Annotated in this window: 16 protein-coding genes and 2 pseudogenes; 10 read left to right on the forward strand and 8 right to left on the reverse strand. The window is 58.3% G+C overall.

Annotated elements, in window-relative coordinates:
• Positions 1-6 precede the first annotated feature (6 nt).
• From ACVWZF_RS10835 to ACVWZF_RS10850, 4 genes are all read left to right on the forward strand, one after another.
• Entirely contained in the window at positions 7-963 is a 957-nt protein-coding gene (locus tag ACVWZF_RS10835) for an ABC transporter permease (protein WP_457411426.1), read from the forward strand.
• Between the two features lie 66 nt (positions 964-1,029).
• Positions 1,030-1,713, forward strand: coding sequence for a dual OB domain-containing protein (locus tag ACVWZF_RS10840; RefSeq protein ID WP_011432051.1), 684 nt, complete (start codon positions 1,030-1,032; stop codon positions 1,711-1,713).
• Positions 1,710-2,327 carry a DUF488 domain-containing protein gene (locus ACVWZF_RS10845; RefSeq protein ID WP_011432050.1) on the forward strand — a complete coding sequence of 206 codons (618 nt, stop codon included), beginning with the start codon at positions 1,710-1,712 and terminating at the stop codon, positions 2,325-2,327. Before ACVWZF_RS10840 ends, ACVWZF_RS10845 begins: the two co-directional genes overlap by 4 nt.
• The gene (locus ACVWZF_RS10850; protein ID WP_414400650.1) at positions 2,324-2,755 is read left to right on the forward strand and encodes a DUF488 domain-containing protein; all 432 of its coding nucleotides are present in this window, start codon (positions 2,324-2,326) and stop codon (positions 2,753-2,755) included. Before ACVWZF_RS10845 ends, ACVWZF_RS10850 begins: the two co-directional genes overlap by 4 nt.
• A 134-nt stretch (positions 2,756-2,889) precedes the next feature.
• On the opposite strand, the gene ACVWZF_RS10855 is transcribed toward ACVWZF_RS10850, so the two are convergent.
• Positions 2,890-3,024 (reverse strand): hypothetical protein, encoded by a 135-nt coding sequence (locus ACVWZF_RS10855; protein WP_414342083.1) that lies wholly within the window; start codon positions 3,022-3,024, stop codon positions 2,890-2,892.
• A gap of 195 nt (positions 3,025-3,219) precedes the next feature.
• On the opposite strand from ACVWZF_RS10855, the gene hflX reads away from it, so the two are divergent.
• Together hflX and ACVWZF_RS10865 are read left to right on the forward strand one after the other, a co-directional pair.
• Entirely contained in the window at positions 3,220-4,986 is a 1,767-nt protein-coding gene (gene hflX, locus ACVWZF_RS10860) for a GTPase HflX (protein WP_457411427.1), read from the forward strand.
• A gap of 115 nt (positions 4,987-5,101) precedes the next feature.
• Positions 5,102-6,850: a diflavin flavoprotein gene (locus ACVWZF_RS10865; protein ID WP_414416885.1), complete on the forward strand. Its 1,749-nt coding sequence runs from the start codon at positions 5,102-5,104 to the stop codon at positions 6,848-6,850.
• 104 nt (positions 6,851-6,954) lie between these two features.
• On the opposite strand, the gene ACVWZF_RS10870 is transcribed toward ACVWZF_RS10865, so the two are convergent.
• From ACVWZF_RS10870 to ACVWZF_RS10900, 7 genes and pseudogenes are all read right to left on the reverse strand, one after another.
• Positions 6,955-7,374, reverse strand: coding sequence for a hypothetical protein (locus tag ACVWZF_RS10870; RefSeq protein ID WP_457411429.1), 420 nt, complete (start codon positions 7,372-7,374; stop codon positions 6,955-6,957).
• 498 nt (positions 7,375-7,872) lie between these two features.
• On the reverse strand, positions 7,873-8,523 hold the full coding sequence (locus ACVWZF_RS10875; RefSeq protein ID WP_414329433.1) for a precorrin-8X methylmutase: 651 nt from the start codon (positions 8,521-8,523) through the stop codon (positions 7,873-7,875).
• A gap of 85 nt (positions 8,524-8,608) precedes the next feature.
• Positions 8,609-8,950: a histidine triad nucleotide-binding protein gene (locus ACVWZF_RS10880; protein WP_011432043.1), complete on the reverse strand. Its 342-nt coding sequence runs from the start codon at positions 8,948-8,950 to the stop codon at positions 8,609-8,611.
• An 84-nt stretch (positions 8,951-9,034) separates the two neighbouring features.
• A complete protein-coding gene (locus tag ACVWZF_RS10885; RefSeq protein WP_414329426.1) occupies positions 9,035-9,373 on the reverse strand; it encodes a hypothetical protein in 339 nt (112 codons plus the stop codon).
• Between the two features lie 46 nt (positions 9,374-9,419).
• Positions 9,420-9,603 (reverse strand): annotated as a pseudogene (locus tag ACVWZF_RS10890) (hypothetical protein); the annotation flags it as partial.
• A gap of 375 nt (positions 9,604-9,978) precedes the next feature.
• On the reverse strand, positions 9,979-12,120 hold the full coding sequence (locus tag ACVWZF_RS10895) for an FAD-dependent oxidoreductase (protein WP_457411430.1): 2,142 nt from the start codon (positions 12,118-12,120) through the stop codon (positions 9,979-9,981).
• 32 nt (positions 12,121-12,152) lie between these two features.
• Positions 12,153-12,854 carry a molybdenum cofactor guanylyltransferase gene (locus tag ACVWZF_RS10900; protein ID WP_414355646.1) on the reverse strand — a complete coding sequence of 234 codons (702 nt, stop codon included), beginning with the start codon at positions 12,852-12,854 and terminating at the stop codon, positions 12,153-12,155.
• Between the two features lie 77 nt (positions 12,855-12,931).
• Here ACVWZF_RS10900 and ACVWZF_RS10905 point away from each other — a divergent pair, with 77 nt between their 5' ends.
• From ACVWZF_RS10905 to ACVWZF_RS10920, 4 genes and pseudogenes are all read left to right on the forward strand, one after another.
• Positions 12,932-13,216, forward strand: a complete 285-nt coding sequence (locus ACVWZF_RS10905) for a DUF2103 domain-containing protein (RefSeq protein WP_011432039.1) — start codon at positions 12,932-12,934, stop codon at positions 13,214-13,216.
• 108 nt (positions 13,217-13,324) lie between these two features.
• Positions 13,325-14,767 (forward strand): TIGR03279 family radical SAM protein, encoded by a 1,443-nt coding sequence (locus tag ACVWZF_RS10910; RefSeq protein ID WP_457411432.1) that lies wholly within the window; start codon positions 13,325-13,327, stop codon positions 14,765-14,767.
• 4 nt (positions 14,768-14,771) lie between these two features.
• Positions 14,772-17,315: a UPF0182 family membrane protein gene (locus ACVWZF_RS10915; protein WP_457411434.1), complete on the forward strand. Its 2,544-nt coding sequence runs from the start codon at positions 14,772-14,774 to the stop codon at positions 17,313-17,315.
• 107 nt (positions 17,316-17,422) lie between these two features.
• Positions 17,423-18,073: pseudogene (locus ACVWZF_RS10920) on the forward strand (photosystem II q(b) protein); the annotation flags it as partial.

Below are 18,073 nucleotides of genomic sequence, written 5' to 3' on the forward strand. Positions count from 1 at the left end.
GCACCCGTGTCTGCACTCCTGAGTCTAATCAGCTTAATCAGCACCACCAGCTTCTGGGTGGCCACCCTGCGCATTGCCACTCCCTTGCTCTTTGGCACTTTGGGCGAAGTCCTCTGTGAGCGGGCCGGCGTTCTCAATCTGGGCATCGAAGGGATCATGACCCTGGGGGCCATGACCGGTTGGCTGGTGGTCTATCAGGGATCCGGATTGTGGTGGGGCGTAGCCTTTGCTGCCACCCTAGGTGCCGGCGTGGGCTTGATTCACAGCCTGTTGACCGTCCGCCTTGGGGTTTCCCAGCACGTCACCGGCATTGGCATTACCCTCTTGACCATCAATGCTGCTTATTTTGTTTATCGCATGGCCCTGCCCCAGGTCACCTCTCCTCCCAAAATCGTCCCCTTCAGCCCTTGGCCGATCCCGGGTCTCTCCAGCCTGCCCTTTCTGGGAGAAACCCTGTTTACCCAGCCGCCCCTCACCTACCTCGGCCTTCTCCTGGTGCCCCTCATGGCCTACATCCTCTACCGAACTCCGCTGGGCCTGGCCGTGCGCATGGTTGGAGAAAATCCCCAGGCTGCCGCTTCCCAGGGGATCCCGGTCTATGCCGTTCGTACCGGAGCGGTGATGGTGGGCAGCGCTCTCATGGGGGTGGCCGGCGCTTTTTTAACCCTCTCTGCGTTCGATGCGTTTTTCTTCAATATCGTCAATGGGCGGGGGTGGATTTGCATTGCCCTGGTGGTTTTTGCCGCTTGGGATCCCTGGCGAGCCTTAGGAGGAGCGTTGCTGTTTGCCGGGTTTGATGCTTTGCAATTGCGCCTTCAGCAGCTTTGGGGTAGCCGGATCCCCTATCAGTTTTTCTTAATGTTGCCCTATCTGCTCAGTATTGTGGCGTTGATTTTGGTCTCTCGCCATGCCAAAGCGCCCCGCGCCCTTTTGATCCCCTTTCGCCCTGAAGAACGGATTTGACTACTGGACTTCCAAGAAGCCGAAAATTACTCCCATTGAGCCTTTGCCCTTGCCCCAGAAGCCTGTATGTCTTACGTCAAGACGATTGTCTGTTTCGCCAACTCCAGAAAAATGGCCGGTCGCTGTATTGCCGGCAAGGAATGGCAGAACGGAGAGCCAGGAGAATGGGTGCGTCCTGTCAGCAGCCGCCCGTCACATGAGGTCTCTGAACATGAGAGGTACTACGAGAGCGGTGGCGACCCAGAACTTCTTGATATTCTCTGTGTCTCTTGTGATACACCTCAGCCACTACCTCACCAGAGGGAGAACCACGTTATCAATCCAAAGCACCGCTGGAAAAAAGTTGGCCACCTGCCTTGGGAGGACATCAACAGTTGGCTAGACAACCCTGAGAATCTCTGGGGCACTGGCGAGAGCAGCTATGCTGGGTGGAACAACCGGTTAAGTGTCGGGCGAGAAAGCGGAGTTTCTCTTTACCTTGTACCGGTCGAGCATTTGCGTCTGTTGGTTGGTTACAAGGCACCAGGATACCCGAATTCTAAGCGTAGAGTACGCGGCGAGTTTGTATACAAGGGAGTAAAATACTGCATGGATGTTACCGATCCCGTGATTGAACGGGATTTCCTAATGGGCGAAGACGGTCAATATGACATCCCCGATCCGGTGCTGTGTGTTAGCCTTAGCGATCCCTACTTGGGCTATTACTACAAGCTGATAGCGGCTGTTCTCTACTCAGGTCGACTCATATGAAATCAGAGATCTACACGATTGGTCACTCAAACCACGAGATTGATTTTTTCATAGACTTACTGCGCCAGTACAACATCACCGGTATTGGCGACGTTCGCTCACGTCCATATAGCCGTTACGTCCCTCAATATTCACAAGAAAAGTTGAAAAGTGCTTTAGCGGCAGCAGGTATTGCTTACGTCTTTCTGGGCAAAGAATTGGGAGGACGTAGCGAAAATCCGAGCTGCTATGATCAGGGTAGGATTCAGTATGAACGACTGGCAAATGAGCCAGCCTTCCTCGAAGGGATCGACCGTCTGATCCAAGGTTCTAGTCGGTATCGGATCGCACTGATGTGTGCTGAGAAAGACCCTATTGAATGTCATAGATCGTTGCTGGTGGCGCGTAAACTTTTTCAAAGTGGGATTCCGGTCAACCACATCTTGGCCAATGGCTCTTTGGAGACTCATGAGGCTCTAGAATCTCGTCTTCTTGCCCTTTGCAAACTTCCAGAGGGGGACTTGTTTAGAAGTCGGGAAGAGTTTATAGCCGAAGCCTATCTCATTCAAGGCAGGCGTGTCGCCTATCGAGATGAGAAAATGTCAAAAAGTGATGAGCGGAGCGCGAGGCCATGAAGATATTTACGATAGGGTTTACGAAGAAAAGTGCAGAGCAATTTTTTAATCGCTTAAAACAGCCTGGTCTGGTTCGAGTTGTTGATACTCGACTTAATAACACCTCGCAACTGGCGGGATTCACGAAAAAGAGGGATCTAGAGTTTTTTCTTCACGAGATCTGCAAGCTTGGATATGTTCATTTGCCGGAACTTGCACCAACTCAAGAGATTCTCGATGCTTACAAAGCCAGTGGTGAATGGTCTAACTACGAGAGACAGTTTTTGTCGCTGATGGCCGAGCGTCGCATTGAAGATCAAGTGGATAAAAGTATTCTCGATGGAGGGTGTCTGCTTTGTAGTGAAGCTACTCCTGAGCACTGTCATCGTAGGCTAGTTGCTGAATATTTGCGCAGAAAATGGGGTGATGTTGAAATCGTGCATCTATGATAACTAAGAGCTGGCACTACGGATTTTTCCGATTTATGCAGCTACTCCGAGTTGCAGCAGGATTCCGGCAACACGGAGCGAAAGGGATCCCTGACTGCCCAACCGATTTGGAAACTCTCTCACCGACAGCAAGCTCAATACAGGGATCCCCGCTTGGGCAGATCCAACACATTGACATCTTTGGGGTTGACCTTGAGCAGATGATGGGCGAGCAGGAAGCCTGTGATCGTCTGGGTTTGGCTGCCCCATGCGTACCTCGGTTGGGTCATGGAAGTATTCCGCCTACTTTTGTTCGGGAATGACCTTGGTTTGAATGTTGCACCCGTTGCTGATGACATCGCCGTACTGTTGCCCCCGCAACACTGGGCCAGTGTTTGCCGCCGTTGCTTTTGGATCCCAAGTTCCTGCGGGCAGCTAGCGTGTATGGTAGATGAAAGCTTGTTTTTGGGTCTTTCCCCGTCCCCATGCCCAGGGCTAGCACCTCTCGCCATCAGACCGACCCCCGCTTCAGCTCTGCTATCGCTCCACGACGCTTTCCCGAACAGGCCAAAGGGTTAAAGCCCCACCAACAAAAGCAACTGCAACGGCTTTACCAACTGCGCCTACCCCCCAACCGCCTGGTGACGGTGGAGTTTGCCCAACGGCTGGGATCCCTGACCCAAGATCTGGAAGGTCAGCCCATCAGCGTTTACCTCAACCGGCGCGGCCAGGTAATCCGCGTGGGGCTGGGATCCCCTTTTGAAACCCAGATTCCCGCTTGGGAATTGCCCCGCCAGGGGGCCGAGCGCCTATCCGGGATCCGCTGCATCACCACCCAAATGGGGGAGGGGGGCCCCGGTCAAAAAGCGCTGACGGCCATGGCTTTGCAGCGTTTGGATGCCCTCATCACCCTTTCCGTGTCCAAGTCAGGAGGGCACCGACGCCGGGGAGGAGCGGCTACGGGCTTTGTTCACCGGGCCTATCTGGCCCATCTGCTGCCGGAGGGAGAGAGCCGCTGGTGGGTCTCTGAGCCTCTGCCTTTGGGGATCCTGGCGGAACAGGATCTGCAGGAGCTGGTGGCGGAGCTAGAAGATGGCTTTCGGCGCCAAGTGACCGCCCGCCAGGTGGATCTGGATCAGGATCGGGCCATCCTGGTGGGGCTGCAGGAGTCCGGGCAGAGCTACGAGGATCTCATGGATGGGTTGGCGGAGCTGAGCCGCCTGGTGGAGAGTGCCGGCGGACAGGTGCTGCAAGCCCTCTGGCAGAGGCGGGAAGGCCCCAATTCGGCCACGGTAATCGGATCCGGTAAGGTGCAAGAGCTGGCTCTGCTGGTCCAGGATCTGGGCGCTAACTTGGTGGTGTTCGACCGGGAACTCACCCCCAGCCAGGTGCGCACCTTGGAAGAGGCGGTGGGGGTGCGGGTGGTGGATCGCAGCGAGGTGATCCTGGATATTTTTGCCCAGCGGGCCAGAACCCGAGCCGGGAAGCTGCAGGTGGAGCTGGCGCAACTGCAGTATTTGCTGCCTCGCCTGGCCGGTCGCGGTCGCACCATGTCTCGGTTAGGTGGGGGCATCGGCACCCGTGGCCCTGGGGAAACCCAACTGGAAATGGAGCGGCGGGCCATCCAGCGGCGCATCAGCAAGCTGCGGCAAGAGGTGGAAGAGCTGCGCCGCCACCGCCAGCGGCTGCGCCAACGGCGCGAGGCATCCCAAATTCCCGTGGTGGCCCTGGTGGGCTACACCAACGCCGGCAAATCCACCCTCCTCAATGCCCTCACCCATGCCCAGGTCTACGTGGCCGACCAACTCTTTGCCACCTTGGATCCCACCACGCGGCGGCTGGAGCTGCCCGACCAGCAGGCGGTGCTGTTGACCGACACAGTGGGATTCCTAACCGAATTACCAGACCAACTGGTGGATGCCTTTCAAGCCACCCTGGAAGAGGTGACGGAAGCGGATGCCCTGCTGCATGTGGTGGATCTGTCTCACCCCAACTGGGAAGGACAGATCGAGGCGGTGGAAACCTTGCTGGACAAGCTGCCCTTGGCCACCGGCCCCCGGCAACTGGTGTTCAACAAAATCGACCGCCTGGATCCCGAATGGGTAGAGGATGTGCGCCTGCTCTACCCCAAAGCCCTGTTTGTTTCCGCCACCACCGGCCAAAACCTGGATCAGTTGCACCACACCCTGGCCCAATTTGCTGCAGTTCTAAGCCCCAACCCCTTCGATAGTCAGGAACCCAAGGATCCCTAAAAGCATTCCATAAGGATTTCCAAACCTGCATAGCTCATCTTCATCCGCCGTCAACATAAACATTCAGTTACATTGAGATCAGGATTGTGACCCGACTTAAAGTTAGGGAGAGAACATGGCCACCACTGCAGTTGCACCTCAAGTCGCACCTCGCCTGGCCCAGCCCCATCTGACGCTGCAAACTCTGCCCATCGGGGCCGACACCCTTGCCATTCGCTCCCAAGATTGGGATCGGGATCGATTTGATATCGAATTTGCTCTGGAAAACGGCACCACCTACAACTCCTTCTTGATTCGCGGCGAGAAGGTGGCCCTCATCGACACCTCCCACGAGAAGTTTCGCCAGTTGTACTTGGATTGCCTGCAAGGGATCCTAGATCCTGCCCAGATCGACTACCTGGTGGTCAGCCACACCGAGCCAGATCACAGCGGCCTGGTTGGGGATCTGCTGGAGCTGGCGCCCCAGATGACGGTGGTGGCCTCCAAGGTGGCGGTGCAATTTCTGGAAGATCTGGTGCATCGGCCCTTCCGGCGGCTGGTGGTGAAACAGGGAGATCGCTTGGATCTGGGCAAAGGGCACGTTCTGGAGTTCATCTCGGCCCCCAACCTGCACTGGCCCGACACCATCCTCACCTACGACCACGGCACCCAGATCCTTTACACCTGCGACGTGTTTGGGATGCACTACTGCGACGATTTCGCCTGGGACGAACATCCCCACCTGTTGCAGGCCGACTTCAAGCTCTACTACGACTGCCTCATGGGGCCCAACGCCCGCTCGGTGTTGTCCGCCCTGAAGCGCATGGAAGCCTTGCCGCCCATCGCTGCCATTGCTACCGGCCACGGCCCCCTACTGCGCCATCACCTGTCCGACTGGGTGGGGCAATATCGCACCTGGAGCCTGGAGCAGGCCAAAGCCGAGCGCCTGGTGGCAGTGTTCTACCTGTCCGGCTATGGCCAGGCGGAAACCTTGGCTCAAGCCATTGCCCGTGGGATCCAAAAAACCGGCATCCAGGTGGAGCTGGCAGATTTGCGGCTGGTGGATGCCCACGAGGTGCGGGAGCTGATGAGCTTGGCCGCCGGTGTGGTGATAGGCATGCCGCCCCAATCAGGGCCTGAGGCCGCCACCACTCAAGTGCTGCTGAAAACCCTGCTGGCCTCTGCCCACAGCAAGCAGGGCTTTGGCCTGTTCGAGTCAGGGGGGGAAGACGACGAGTCGGTGTACCTCTGCCGCAACACACTGCAAGAAATCGGCGCCAAAGAGGTGTTTGCCCCCATTCTGCTTAAGCAGCCTGCCGGCGAGGCCCTGCTGCAACTGGCCGAAGAAGCAGGTACCGACCTGGGGCAGTGGCTGACGCGGGATCGCAGCATTCAGCAGATGAAAGCCTTGGATGCCGACCTGGATCGCGCCCTGGGCCGCATCAGCAATGGCCTCTACATCATCACTGCCCGCAAAGGGCAAGCCACCAGCGCTATGCTCGCCTCCTGGGTAGCCCAAGCCAGCACCGATCCGCCAGGGATCAGCATTGCGGTGGCCAAGGATCGGGCCATCGAATCCTTCCTGCAGGTGGGAGATACCTTCGTGTTAAACGTGCTGCAAGAAGGCCATTACCAACCCTTGATGCGCCACTTCCTGAAGAGATTTCCACCGGGAGCCGACCGCTTTGCCGGGATCAAGACCTACCCTGCTGCCAACGGATCCCCCATCTTGGCCGATGCTTTGGCCTACCTGGAGTGCCGTGTGGTGAGCCGCCTGGAAACCAGCGATCACTGGGTGGTGTACAGCACCTTGGAAGCTGGTCGGGTCTCCAGCCCAGAGGGCCTCACCGCCATCCACCACCGCAAGGTAGGGAATCATTACTAATACTGATAGTGAGCAGTGAGAAGAGAGAAGTGAGAGATAATTTCTCACTCCCAGCCCTTCTCCCTGGGGAAGCTGGGATCCCTGTAGCGAACAGACTCACAAATTCAATAGGACTGCCGATAGACCAACCCACTGGGATGTAGGAAGAAGGGGCTGTCTTCTCCCAGGCGGATCCCGATCTGCTCCAGCTGTTCCCCTTGGCGGGTCGCAGGCCTCGCGGGGAGCCCCTCTGTTCCCTGTTGAATCTTTTGGGATCCCTGCTGGGCTGGCCGATAAGGGACGCTGTTCAAACCTGAAGAGAGGGGATCCGAGGGGGCATACCTCTGTCGCCAGCGCTGGTAGGGGCTGACTTGGATCCCTGCCTTGTCCATCTGGGTTGTCGAGAGGGCAGAGGCAGGTGCTGACACCTCTGACAACTGCAGTGAAGAGGGCAGAAGGGCAACCGCCGGACATGGCTCAGCTTGTGCCCAAGCCCCCGGCGCAAAAACCCAGGCAAGCCAGCAAAAGAAGATGGCACACTGCATGGGAAGATCCTTCCATAGGCCCAACCCAGTCGTCTCTCAGGCCATTTTTCAAGGGCAGGACTGAGAGCGCAGCTCCCATCTTGCCGATGCCGACTTGAAGGCCGGGTGCTCGGGATCCCCTTGGCTGGGTGATCTGGATCAGCAGACCCACTCTTGACCCAAAAGTGCTGCGAGGCCCCCAGCTCATCCGCACCGCTAGAGCAACTGACTATAGGGGTGTATGGTCATTTCAATTCAAACTTCGATTCAAACTAGGACATTGCACCCACACCTCAAACAGTGAATGATTGAATGCACGAGGCCAGAAGGCTTTTCAAGGACTCCGTCCCGCTGGCGCGATCGGTAGTCCAGGCGTCTCACCCTAAACTGAAACGACCATAAAGCGCGGTGTCCCAAGCGAGATTTCAGCGGCAGGGCAGTCAACTGCTGAAAAAATGTGCTTTGAGTGCCAAAGTTTTGGCTTGTTTCCGCGAACGGTGCCCAAGGGCAAGGAGCATGTCATGAAACCGCGGATTTGCCAGGATAGTCTGCGCTGCTGACCCGTACATAGGCGTGCCAAGCCAAGTCCAGCAGGCCATCCAACACCGCTGCAGCCACTGCCGGGCCTCCTTTGCGTCCCTCAGTGCGGATGTGGGGCACCATGGAATCGGCTAGCTCCTGCTTGGCTTGCACCACGTTCACAAACCCAGCCGGCGTGGCGATGACCAGAGCAGGGGCCACCTCCTTCTTTCTAATCAGCTGCACCAAGGTGGAGAGGGCGGTCTGGGATTGGCCGATCACAAAGATCGCCTCAGGGTAGCGTTGGGCCAGGGTTTCCAAGCCCCAAGCGGAGCGGGTCTTGTCCCTTTGGGGACGGGTAATCGCTTCGCTGCTGCAATAGATGGGGTTGGAAAAGGTGTTCTGAACAGCCCAGGCAATGCCCACCTGTACCATCGGCTCATCGACCACAATGGTGGTACGCGCTGCCAAGGCCGCCGCCCCAGCCTGTAAGGCTTCGTTACCAAAACGGATGAGGTTCAAGTACTCAAAGTCGGCGGTAGCATAAATAACCCGACGAACCACCTCATACTCAGCAGGAGAAAGCTCGTGCTTGCCCACCTCCTGGTCGATGATCATCAAACTCTCTGCATCGGTTACGTGCCACTCCATCGATCCCAGACCCCGCCCGCCGTTTGTCCTCAGTAATGACAGGATTGTACCTGCAGAGGCTTCAGTTGGTGGGAAAAGCCATTGCTTAGCCCGGAGGCCAGCCCATCCCCCGACCGCCCAGAACGTGAATGTGGAGATGAAAGACGGTTTGCCCGCCGTCTTCTCCTTCGTTGATCACCAATCGGTAGCCTTTATTTAAACCTGCCTCGGCAGCCACCCGCTGAGCGGTCAGCAGGAGATGTCCCAGCAATGCCTCATGTTCGGGCTTGGCCTGGGAAATGCCGGGGATGGGCTCTTTGGGCACCACCAAAATGTGGACAGGGGCTTGGGGGGCAATATCTTTGAAGGCCAGGGCTCTATCGTCTTCGTAAACGATTTGTGCAGGGATCTCCCTGCGAATAATCTTGCCGAAAACTGTGTCGCTCATGGGTGCTCACAAATTAGTTCTGCCCTTAGCCTACCTGCTAACCGCACATTCTCCCACCCAGGTGGCGAGAGTGGCGCTCGGCACCTACTGCTTCAGCAGCCATTCAAATTCCTGCCGCAGTGATTGAATATGCCCCACTCGCGAGACCAACAGCGCATCTCGCCCGGCATCGCGAAAACGAGAGCGCCACAAACTCACCAAATCGGGGTTGCTGCACCAAAAGCGGATAACAGCGTCGACCAACTGATCCAAGTCCCAGCCGCGCCGGGCCGGCACTTCCTCCACGGATCCCAGCAACGCATCGAGGGTGCAGGAGCTGGTACCCAGGTATTCCACCCCACAGGGCCGCTGGGCCAGCTTCTGTTGCTGATGAAAGAACTGTAGAGCAGGGGCAATGCCGATGATCTCGAAGGTGTAAACCATGTTGCTGATACATTTATGCTGAACACTGCTGAACATCACTGTTCAACTATGCAGCGATAGCATTCTGTTTGTTTCCAACCAGAATGGCGGTATCCCGCAAAGCTTTGAGTAGAATACCCAAAGCGCAGTTTCCGTGTCGTCTTACTACCAATTTTCTGCTTTGCTTTGGCTACCATGTTGGCAGACTCGAAAGTAAACAGAAAGATCAACTGGTAGTAATCCGTACTGAACATATTATACATTATTTTCAGTATAGTTGAGCTTATTATTGACTAGAGTCATGCTCCGCAACGCTGACGCGACTGGGCTCAGTCCTAACTTTTTGCGAAAATAAGGGTTCTCAAAAAATGGGGTTCAGCAGTCTCTCGACCGGTTTGAAGTCGGGATCCCTTCCCAACTGCCGTCGATCTCTGATTAGGCATTGATTATACCCAACTTGGGCAAGCTGCCAAGCCGGAAAAAACGCTGCCCTGCTGACGCGAGCGGCAGATAGAGACCTTATTGAGGGATCACGGCGACAGCGCTATTGCCTTGGTGTCCGGTGCATTTAGCTAGACCGCCGGGGAGCCCCGCCCTCTGTGCATCAGCGTGAGTGCGGGAGTATGTCACTGCTGCAGGGATCCTATCCAAGTTGGTATTGTGTCTTGGGTCTTTTCTTGAGTGGGGGGGAGTTGAAACTGGATGCGCGGCTGCCCTACCCCATAGGTGAGGGTGTAGCTCCACTGCAGGCAGCGCAGCCACAGGCGGGGGTAACGCGCTTCTAGCCAGGGCTGCAGGCGACGCAGCAGATTTGGAAGCCAGCCCCTGAGCAAAGCAGAGGTCAAGGCCAGGCCGGTATAGCTGAGGTAGGTGGGTAGCCACTGGGCAAAGCCTTTGGCCCCTACGGCCTCCCAGATCCACAGCAGCAGCCGTGGGTTTTGCAGGGCAGCTTTGATGGCCATGCGGTTAAAGGCCAGCCAGCCAGCCCGGTCTTTGATGAAATCGTCCACCACCTCCGGCGGCTCGGTGGCGAGAATGCCGAAAAAGCTGTTGAGAGTGGCATTGATGCGCTCGGGGGGCAGCACCTTGCCGGTGGGCACCATCATCCCCCGCGAGAAGAGCCAGGTGACGGCGGAGTTGCCCTGGTAGGCCCGGATCTGGGCTAAGTCTGCAGCCCTGAGCAGGTCGTGGCGCAGCGCCGTATCCAGCAGATCGCACAGGCGGGGGCAGTTGCGCACCAGGGATCCAAAGCCGGTAAAGCTAAGGGGCGATTGCATAGCCGCCGCATCCCCTATGAGCAGTATCCGGTCAAAGGGTTCCGAAGACTCCGCCCCGCTGCCGCGAACAGGGTGCCGGGGCTGGCCAAATCGTCCGGGGATATAGCCGAAGGTCGCTTTTTTCCACTGCAGGCGCTCCGGGTCGCAGCGGCGGTATTCCGGCAGAATGGTGAAAAAATCTTCGTACAGTTCCAGCAGGGATCCGGGGTTTTCCGGATGCACCTGGTGGTAGTGGAACAGATAAAAGGTAAGATCTTCGCCTGGGCCGGGGAACAGCTCCCAAATGAGTTGCCGACCGCGGCTGATGTCCCCGTGGCTGGCCAGAATGTCCCCAAACTGGGGATCCCATACCCCTGGCTCAAACCCCCCCGCAATGGTAGCCCCCACCGTGGGGCAGACGCTATCAAAAGCCCGATGGCGGTAAAGCTGCTGGGCAATGGGAGAGACTGTTCCCATAGCATCCACCACAAGGCGGGATCCCAGCCGAAACTCCTCGCCGGTGGGCAAATCCTTCAAAACCAGCGTGACGCCTTGTTCGCCAACATAGGCCCGCTGAAACTCGGTGCGCTCGTAGATAGCTCCCCCGCAGGAAGTGAGAATTTGGCCACAGAGCTGCAATAGCTTTTCCGCGTCAATGGCCAGATTGAGTACCGTCGGCGTGTGCAAAACGGGAGCGCGAACCGGGCTATTGCCGTCAAAAAACTTGTTGAACCCATCCGTGTATTCCCGCAGGATCAAGCTCTCCATCTGCTCGGCGCTCAAAAGGCCCAAATCCACCAGGGTTTGCAGCTCCCGCCGGGAGATGTTCCACTCGCGGTTCATGCGGCCAAAAGGGAGTCGCTCCACCAAGGCCACGCGGTAGCCCAAGCGAGCCATGGCCGCTCCATAGATGGCTCCCAGCGCTCCTCCTACGATGGCCAGATCCCACTCCACCGGGGCCGGCTCAGGGCCAGGCTGGCGAAACAAGACCGGCTGAGCAGGGCGGTGGGCTGCGTGGCAATGTTGCACTTCTTCCCGCCAGCGCTTTTCCCACCAGTACACCCGCTGCAGGTCAAATTCTCCATTGGGGATCCGCCGAAAATACTTCACCGTTTGCGGGTAGAAAGGCTCAAGCTGATCGAAGATGGATCCCCGGTTCAGGTCGATCTGGGGCAACTGCGGGTAGCGGTGGGGAAATTGGCTTTGGATGGCCTGTTCCAGCTCTCCCAGCCAGCGAGCTTGGCGGGGGAAGGGCTGTTCCGACCACTGGAACACCTTGAGATAGGTAGTGTTCAGCCCCGACCACAAGAAAAGGGCCAGCTCAGCGCCGGATCCCTGTAGGCGCAGGCCCGTGGGGGTAAGAACCTTCTGGCTGCCTTGGGGCAGGGGGATACACTCCTGTAGCCAGCGCAGCACTTGAGCACTATCGGGGCAAGGGATCTCGCGGTAGTAAAGGGAAGTAAGCACGGCGCCGAGATAAGAAACCGAGCAAATCTTTACCCATTGTGACATGAGGGGATCCCTCCCTTTGCCGATCCCAGGGATCACCCCCTACCCAGGTTTCCCCCCAGCTGCAGATCTGCAGGGGTGTTGCAATTGGTGAGCATCCTCTCAAGGGACTCCGTCCCGCTGTCGGGAACGGTCAGGGGCAGGATGGCTGTTGGCACCTGGGACAACCAGCCCTGAAAGGATCTTCCTCCTGCCTGCAAGAAACTCTCCAGAGAACCTAGCTGCGCCAGGCGATAGAAGCCACACAGGGGCTCCCAGCCCCGCTGACTTTTGGGCAGGGCGGCCACCGTCTGAGGGGGCAGGGTGGCAAGGCGCTGTCGCCAATCCCCAAGAACCTGCTCCTGCAAGCAGGGCAGATCGCAGGCCAGCAGCAGGATCCACTCCGGGGGAGCAGCCAAGGTTTGTAGCCGCCGGATCCCCTCTTGAAAGGCCAGCAGCGGGCCTCGGTGTTGCTCCGCAATGCTGTCCCGACCACGTGGGTCTTGCCCGACCAGGGGGGGAACGTTTTCCCGCCAGAGGTGCCAACCGGGATCCACCACCGGCGCATAGCGCTCCGGCCAGGGGGTGAGGATGTAAACCGCGTCGGCGCAGGCTGCTGCCACCTGAGCCACCCGTCGCAGCAGGGGGATCCCATCCCAAAGCACCAAGGCTTTGTCGGATCCCATGCGGCGGCTGTTGCCCCCGGCCAAGATCAGAGCCACGACCGCAGGCGGGGAATCTTCAGGCATTTTGGACATCCAGTTTTCCACAACGAGCAGCAGGTATTTGTGGAGGAATAGGATAGGGATCCCATCCTCTCCTCACTTTGGCCGCCATGTCTGAGCCTTCTGGTCGTCTGGTTTGGAACCACTCTACCCATATCTCAGGGTTGATCCCTGTTTTGGAACGCCTGACCCGGCAGGCCGGCATTAAAACCGTGACGCCGGGCGCTCTGTCCTGCAGCCGTGGGCGGATCCCCCAGTTGCAGTTGCGGGTTTCGGTGCCGATCCGGGGCGGGTACAAGCTGGTGGCCCGCAAGGGAAGCAGCGTGCAAGAGGTGTTTGTGGTAACGGATCTCAGCCAAACCGAGCTAGAGGCGGCTATTCTCCGCTGTTTGTAGTCAACTGTTTGTAGTCAACCGAGCCTCGTTATTGCTCCGCAACGCTGTCCCGACCCAGAATTTCGTCCTGCTGGGGCAAATGGCACATCAGTTGAGGATGAGTTAGCTATGTCTCGTGCTAGTCTCAAGCCCGCCCGTATCAGCGCTGTTTTACCCGGATCCCTGGCAGCAGAAGTGGGCATCCAACCTGGAGAGGCCCTGGTCAGCATCAACGGCGAACGCCCCCGCGATCTCATCGACTACCGCTTCCTGATCGCCGAGGAGTATGTAAGCCTGGAGATCTTGGACAGCCAAGGGATCCCGCGCACAGTTGAGCTGGAGAAGGGAATCGACGAGGATCTGGGGCTAGAGTTTGAGACAGCCCTGTTCGATGGCCTGATCCAGTGCGCCAACGCTTGCCCCTTTTGCTTCATCGACCAACAACCTCCGGAAATGCGGGCAACGCTGCACCTCAAGGACGACGACTACCGCCTCAGCTTTCTCTACGGCAGCTACCTCACCCTCACCAACTTGCCTGCTGCCGAATGGGAGCGCATCGCTCGCCTGCGCCTTTCTCCCCTCTACGTGTCAGTGCATGCTACCGACCCGGAGCTGCGCAGCCGCTTGCTCAAAAACCCGCGGGCTGGCCTGATTTTGGAGCAGTTGGCCTGGTTTCGCCAGCATCGCTTGCAACTGCACGCACAGGTGGTGGTCTGCCCAGGCTGGAACGATGGGGATCACCTCACCCGCACACTCCTCGACTTGGCCGCCTTTCGCCGGCCCGTAGACGGGATCCCCACCGTCCTCTCGGCAGCAGTGGTGCCGGTGGGGTTGACGCGCTTTCGCCCCCCTGGTGATGAGCTGGTTCCTGTCGATGCGGCCAAGGCCCGAGAAGTGATCCAGCAGGTGGAAACTTTGCAGGTCGGGTTTCGGCAAACATTGGGATCCACCTTTGCCTGGCTGGCCGATGAGTGGTATCTGCTGGCGGGGTGGGAACTGCCCCCGGCAGAGCACTATGAAGATTACCCCCAACTGGGGAATGGCGTGGGATCCCTGCGCCTATTTTTGAGCCAGTTTGAGCAGGTGAGTTTGCCTGCCGGCTTGGCCTCTCCGGTGAAGGCCCTTTGGGTGGTGGGCAATGCCGTAGAGCAAGCCTTCCAGCCTGTGGTGGAGCAGATGAACCGCATCCGCGGGCTGCAGTTGGATCTTTTGCCTATTGCCAGCCAATTTTGGGGACAAACCCTGACGGTAACCGGGCTGCTGACGGGCCAAGATGTCTTGAATGCCTTGAAATCGGTTGAAAACTTGGCGGCCTACGATGGGCTGCTGCTACCTCAGATTGCCCTTAAGGATGGGGAGCGCTTTTTGGACGATCTGACCTGGCAAGAGGTGCAGGCCCAGGTGGGGATCCCGGTGGTGCGGGTGGACGGCGGGCCGGCAGGCTTGGTGCAGGCGGTGCAACAGCTAGAACAGGGCTATGCCTACGGCACCCTGTGTTGTTCCGCAACGCTCGGGCGAAGGGAAACTGCACCGCTGACGCGACCAAGAACAGCTTTGAGCCGAGGATCCTGAGGCGATGCAGAGGTTGCGGCGAGGATTGCTTCTGCTGCTTTGGGTGGGGCTGGGGATCCTGGCCATCACGGGCTTGGCGGCTTTCTACGTAGATCTGGCCTGGTTTGCCGAGCTGAATGCCCTGCCGGTGCTGTGGACGCGGGTAATTGCCCGCTGGGGGCTGGGCCTGGGCGCTTTCCTCTTTGCCCTGGCGGTGACGGGATCCAACATCTGCTCCTGCTGGCGGGGGGCAACCTTGGCTGGGGCCTGGGCGATTGCCACAGGTTTGAGTGTTTTCTTTGCTTGGTCTCTTTCCAATCACTGGTTCACGCTGTTGCTCTGGCTGAACCAGGGGCCCGTCGGGGAGTCGGATCCCATTTTCAACCGCGATCTCGGCTTTTTTCTCTTCAGCCTGCCTTTCTGGGAGACGCTGCAGCAGTGGTGCTTCAACCTGGTGCTGCTCACCTTGATTGCCGTTGTCCTCATCTACTTGGTAGAGCTGGGGCTTTCCGAGCAACGGCTGACCTTGGCCCTCTCTCTCTATGCCCAGCGGCACTTGCTGATCCTGGGGGGATCCCTGTTTCTCATTCGGGCTTGGGGCCATTGGCTGGATCGCTACGAGCTGCTCTATTCCACCCGCGGCGTTGTGTTTGGGGCCGGTTTTGCCGATGTGCATGCAACCTTGCCGGCCACGACCTTGATGAGCGGGGTGGCAGGCCTGACGGCGGTGGGATTCTGGGCTTTGGCTCGCCAGGGGATCCGCCTCAACCTTCCTTTCCTCAAGTCCTGGTGCCCTTCCTGGGCCAGCTCTCTCCTGGCGCCGGCCATCCTCTGGGGGGCCTACCTGGGGTTTGGGCTGCTAACCACCCAACTTTATCCCCAACTGGTGCAAACTTTCTTGGTCACCCCCAACGAGCTGGAGCTGGAGCGCCCCTACATCGAGGACAACATCCGTTTTACCCGTGCTGGCTTTGGCCTGGCCGATGTCGAAGTCCAACCCTTCCCGGAAGGGGGAGCCCTCACCTGGGAGATCCTGCAGCAGAATCAATCCACCCTGAGCAACGTGCGCCTCTGGGATGCGGATCCCCTATTGGCCACCTACCGCCAACTGCAAGAAATCCGCCCCTACTACCAATTTCCCTATGTGAATGTGGATCGCTACCGCATTGGGGGAGAATTGCGCCAAGTTATGCATGCCGCCCGCGAGCTGGACTTTGCCCAGGTACCCCCCGCCGCCCAAACCTGGGTTAACCGGCGGTTTTTCTACACCCACGGCTATGGCCTCACCCTCAGCCCGGTGAATGTGGTGACCCCTGAAGGCCTGCCGGATTTTTTCCTATCGGATATCCCGCCGCGGGTTTCTCCCCGCTACCCTGAGGTGGCCTCCGTCTTGCGGGTGGAGCAGCCGGCCCTCTACTATGGCGAGCTGACCACCACCGATGTTTTCGTGGGCGCTGAGGCGCGGGAGTTGGACTACCCTGCAGCAGAGCGCTATGTGTACAGCAGCTACCGGGGCAGCGGTGGCGTGCCCATTCCCCACCTCTGGCAGCGGTTTCTCTACGCCTGGCATTTTGGCGATCTGCGCATCCTTCTCAGCCGCGAGCTATCTTCTGCCACCCGCTTTCTCTATCGCCGCCAAATCCGCGAGCGCATCCGTCGGGTGATGCCCTTTTTGCTCTACGACCGGGATCCCTACCTGGTCATTCAAGGCGGCAAGCTCTACTGGTTTTTCGATGCCTATACCACCAGCAGCCGCTACCCCTACTCGGAGCACCTGCCCGGCTTTCCCTTCAACTACATCCGCAACTCGGTCAAGGCGGTGATGGACGCCTACAACGGCAGCATCGATTGGTACATTGCCGACCCTCGGGATCCCCTCATCCAAGCCTACGCCCGCATCTACCCCACCCTCTTCAAGCCTCTGGAGGCAATGCCGGAGCCGCTGCGGCAACACATCCGCTATCCCCAAGACCTCTTCCGCCTGCAAGCGCAGCAGTTTGCCACCTACCACATGACGGATCCCCGCCTCTTCTACAACCGCGAGGATCAATGGCAGATCCCCGGCCAGTTCCGCAATCGACGGCGCATTCCCATGCAGCCGCAGTATCTCATTCTCACCTTGCCGAGGGATCCCCAAGGGGTTGCAAACCACACTCCTGAGTTCGTCCTCCTCTCCCCCTATGCCCCTGTTAACAAGCAGAACATGGTGGCTTGGATAGCGGCCCGCTGCGACGGGGAAAACTACGGCAAGCTCCTGGTGTACGAGTTTTCCAAGCAACGGCTCATCTATGGCCCGGAACAGGTGGAAGCACGGGTCAATCAGGATCCCTTAATCTCCGAGCAAATTTCCCTCTGGAACCAGCATGGGTCGCGGGTGAACCTGGGCACGCTGCTGGTCATTCCTATCGAGACTTCTTTGCTCTATGTTCAGCCCCTTTACATCGAAGCAGAACAGGGCCGCTTGCCTCAGCTCACCCGGGTGATCGCTGCCTACGAAGACCGGGTGGTGATGGAACCGACTCTCGGCCAGGCCTTAGAAGCCCTCTTTCTGCCGAGGGGCAGCCGATAGAGAAAGGGATCCCCTCCTCATTTTTGAGGCAGGTAGTTGACGAAACTTAACGGATGTTTTAAGTTTAGGTTGTCAATCTTCGCGCTTCCTTAGGGAAGTTTGTCCTCATGACTACTGTTATCCAACGTCGCTCAACCAGCAACGTGTGGGAGCAGTTCTGCGAGTGGGTCACCTCCACCGATAACCGCCTTTACATTGGCTGGTTTGGGGTGCTGATGATTCCCACCCTCCTGACTGCCACCACCTGCTTTATCATCGCCTTCATTGGGGCTCCGCCGGTGGACATTGACGGCATCCGCGAGCCCGTTTCTGGTTCCTTGCTGTACGGGAACAACATCATTTCTGGGGCTGTAGTGCCCTCTTCGGCAGCCATTGGCCTGCACTTTTACCCGATTTGGGAAGCCGCCTCACTGGACGAGTGGCTGTACAACGGCGGTCCGTACCAGCTGATTGTGCTGCACTTTTTGATTGGGGTGTTCTGCTACATGGGACGCGAATGGGAGCTGAGCTACCGTTTGGGGATGCGGCCCTGGATTGCGGTGGCTTACTCGGCGCCCGTGGCAGCGGCCACAGCAGTGTTTTTGATTTACCCGATTGGGCAGGGGTCGTTCTCGGATGGGATGCCCCTGGGGATTTCGGGGACCTTCAACTTCATGCTGGTGTTCCAGGCAGAGCACAACATCCTGATGCACCCGTTCCACCAGCTGGGCGTGGCTGGCGTGTTTGGGGGTGCGCTGTTTAGTGCCATGCACGGGTCG

The organism is Thermostichus sp. OS-CIW-30 (assembly GCF_054060215.1).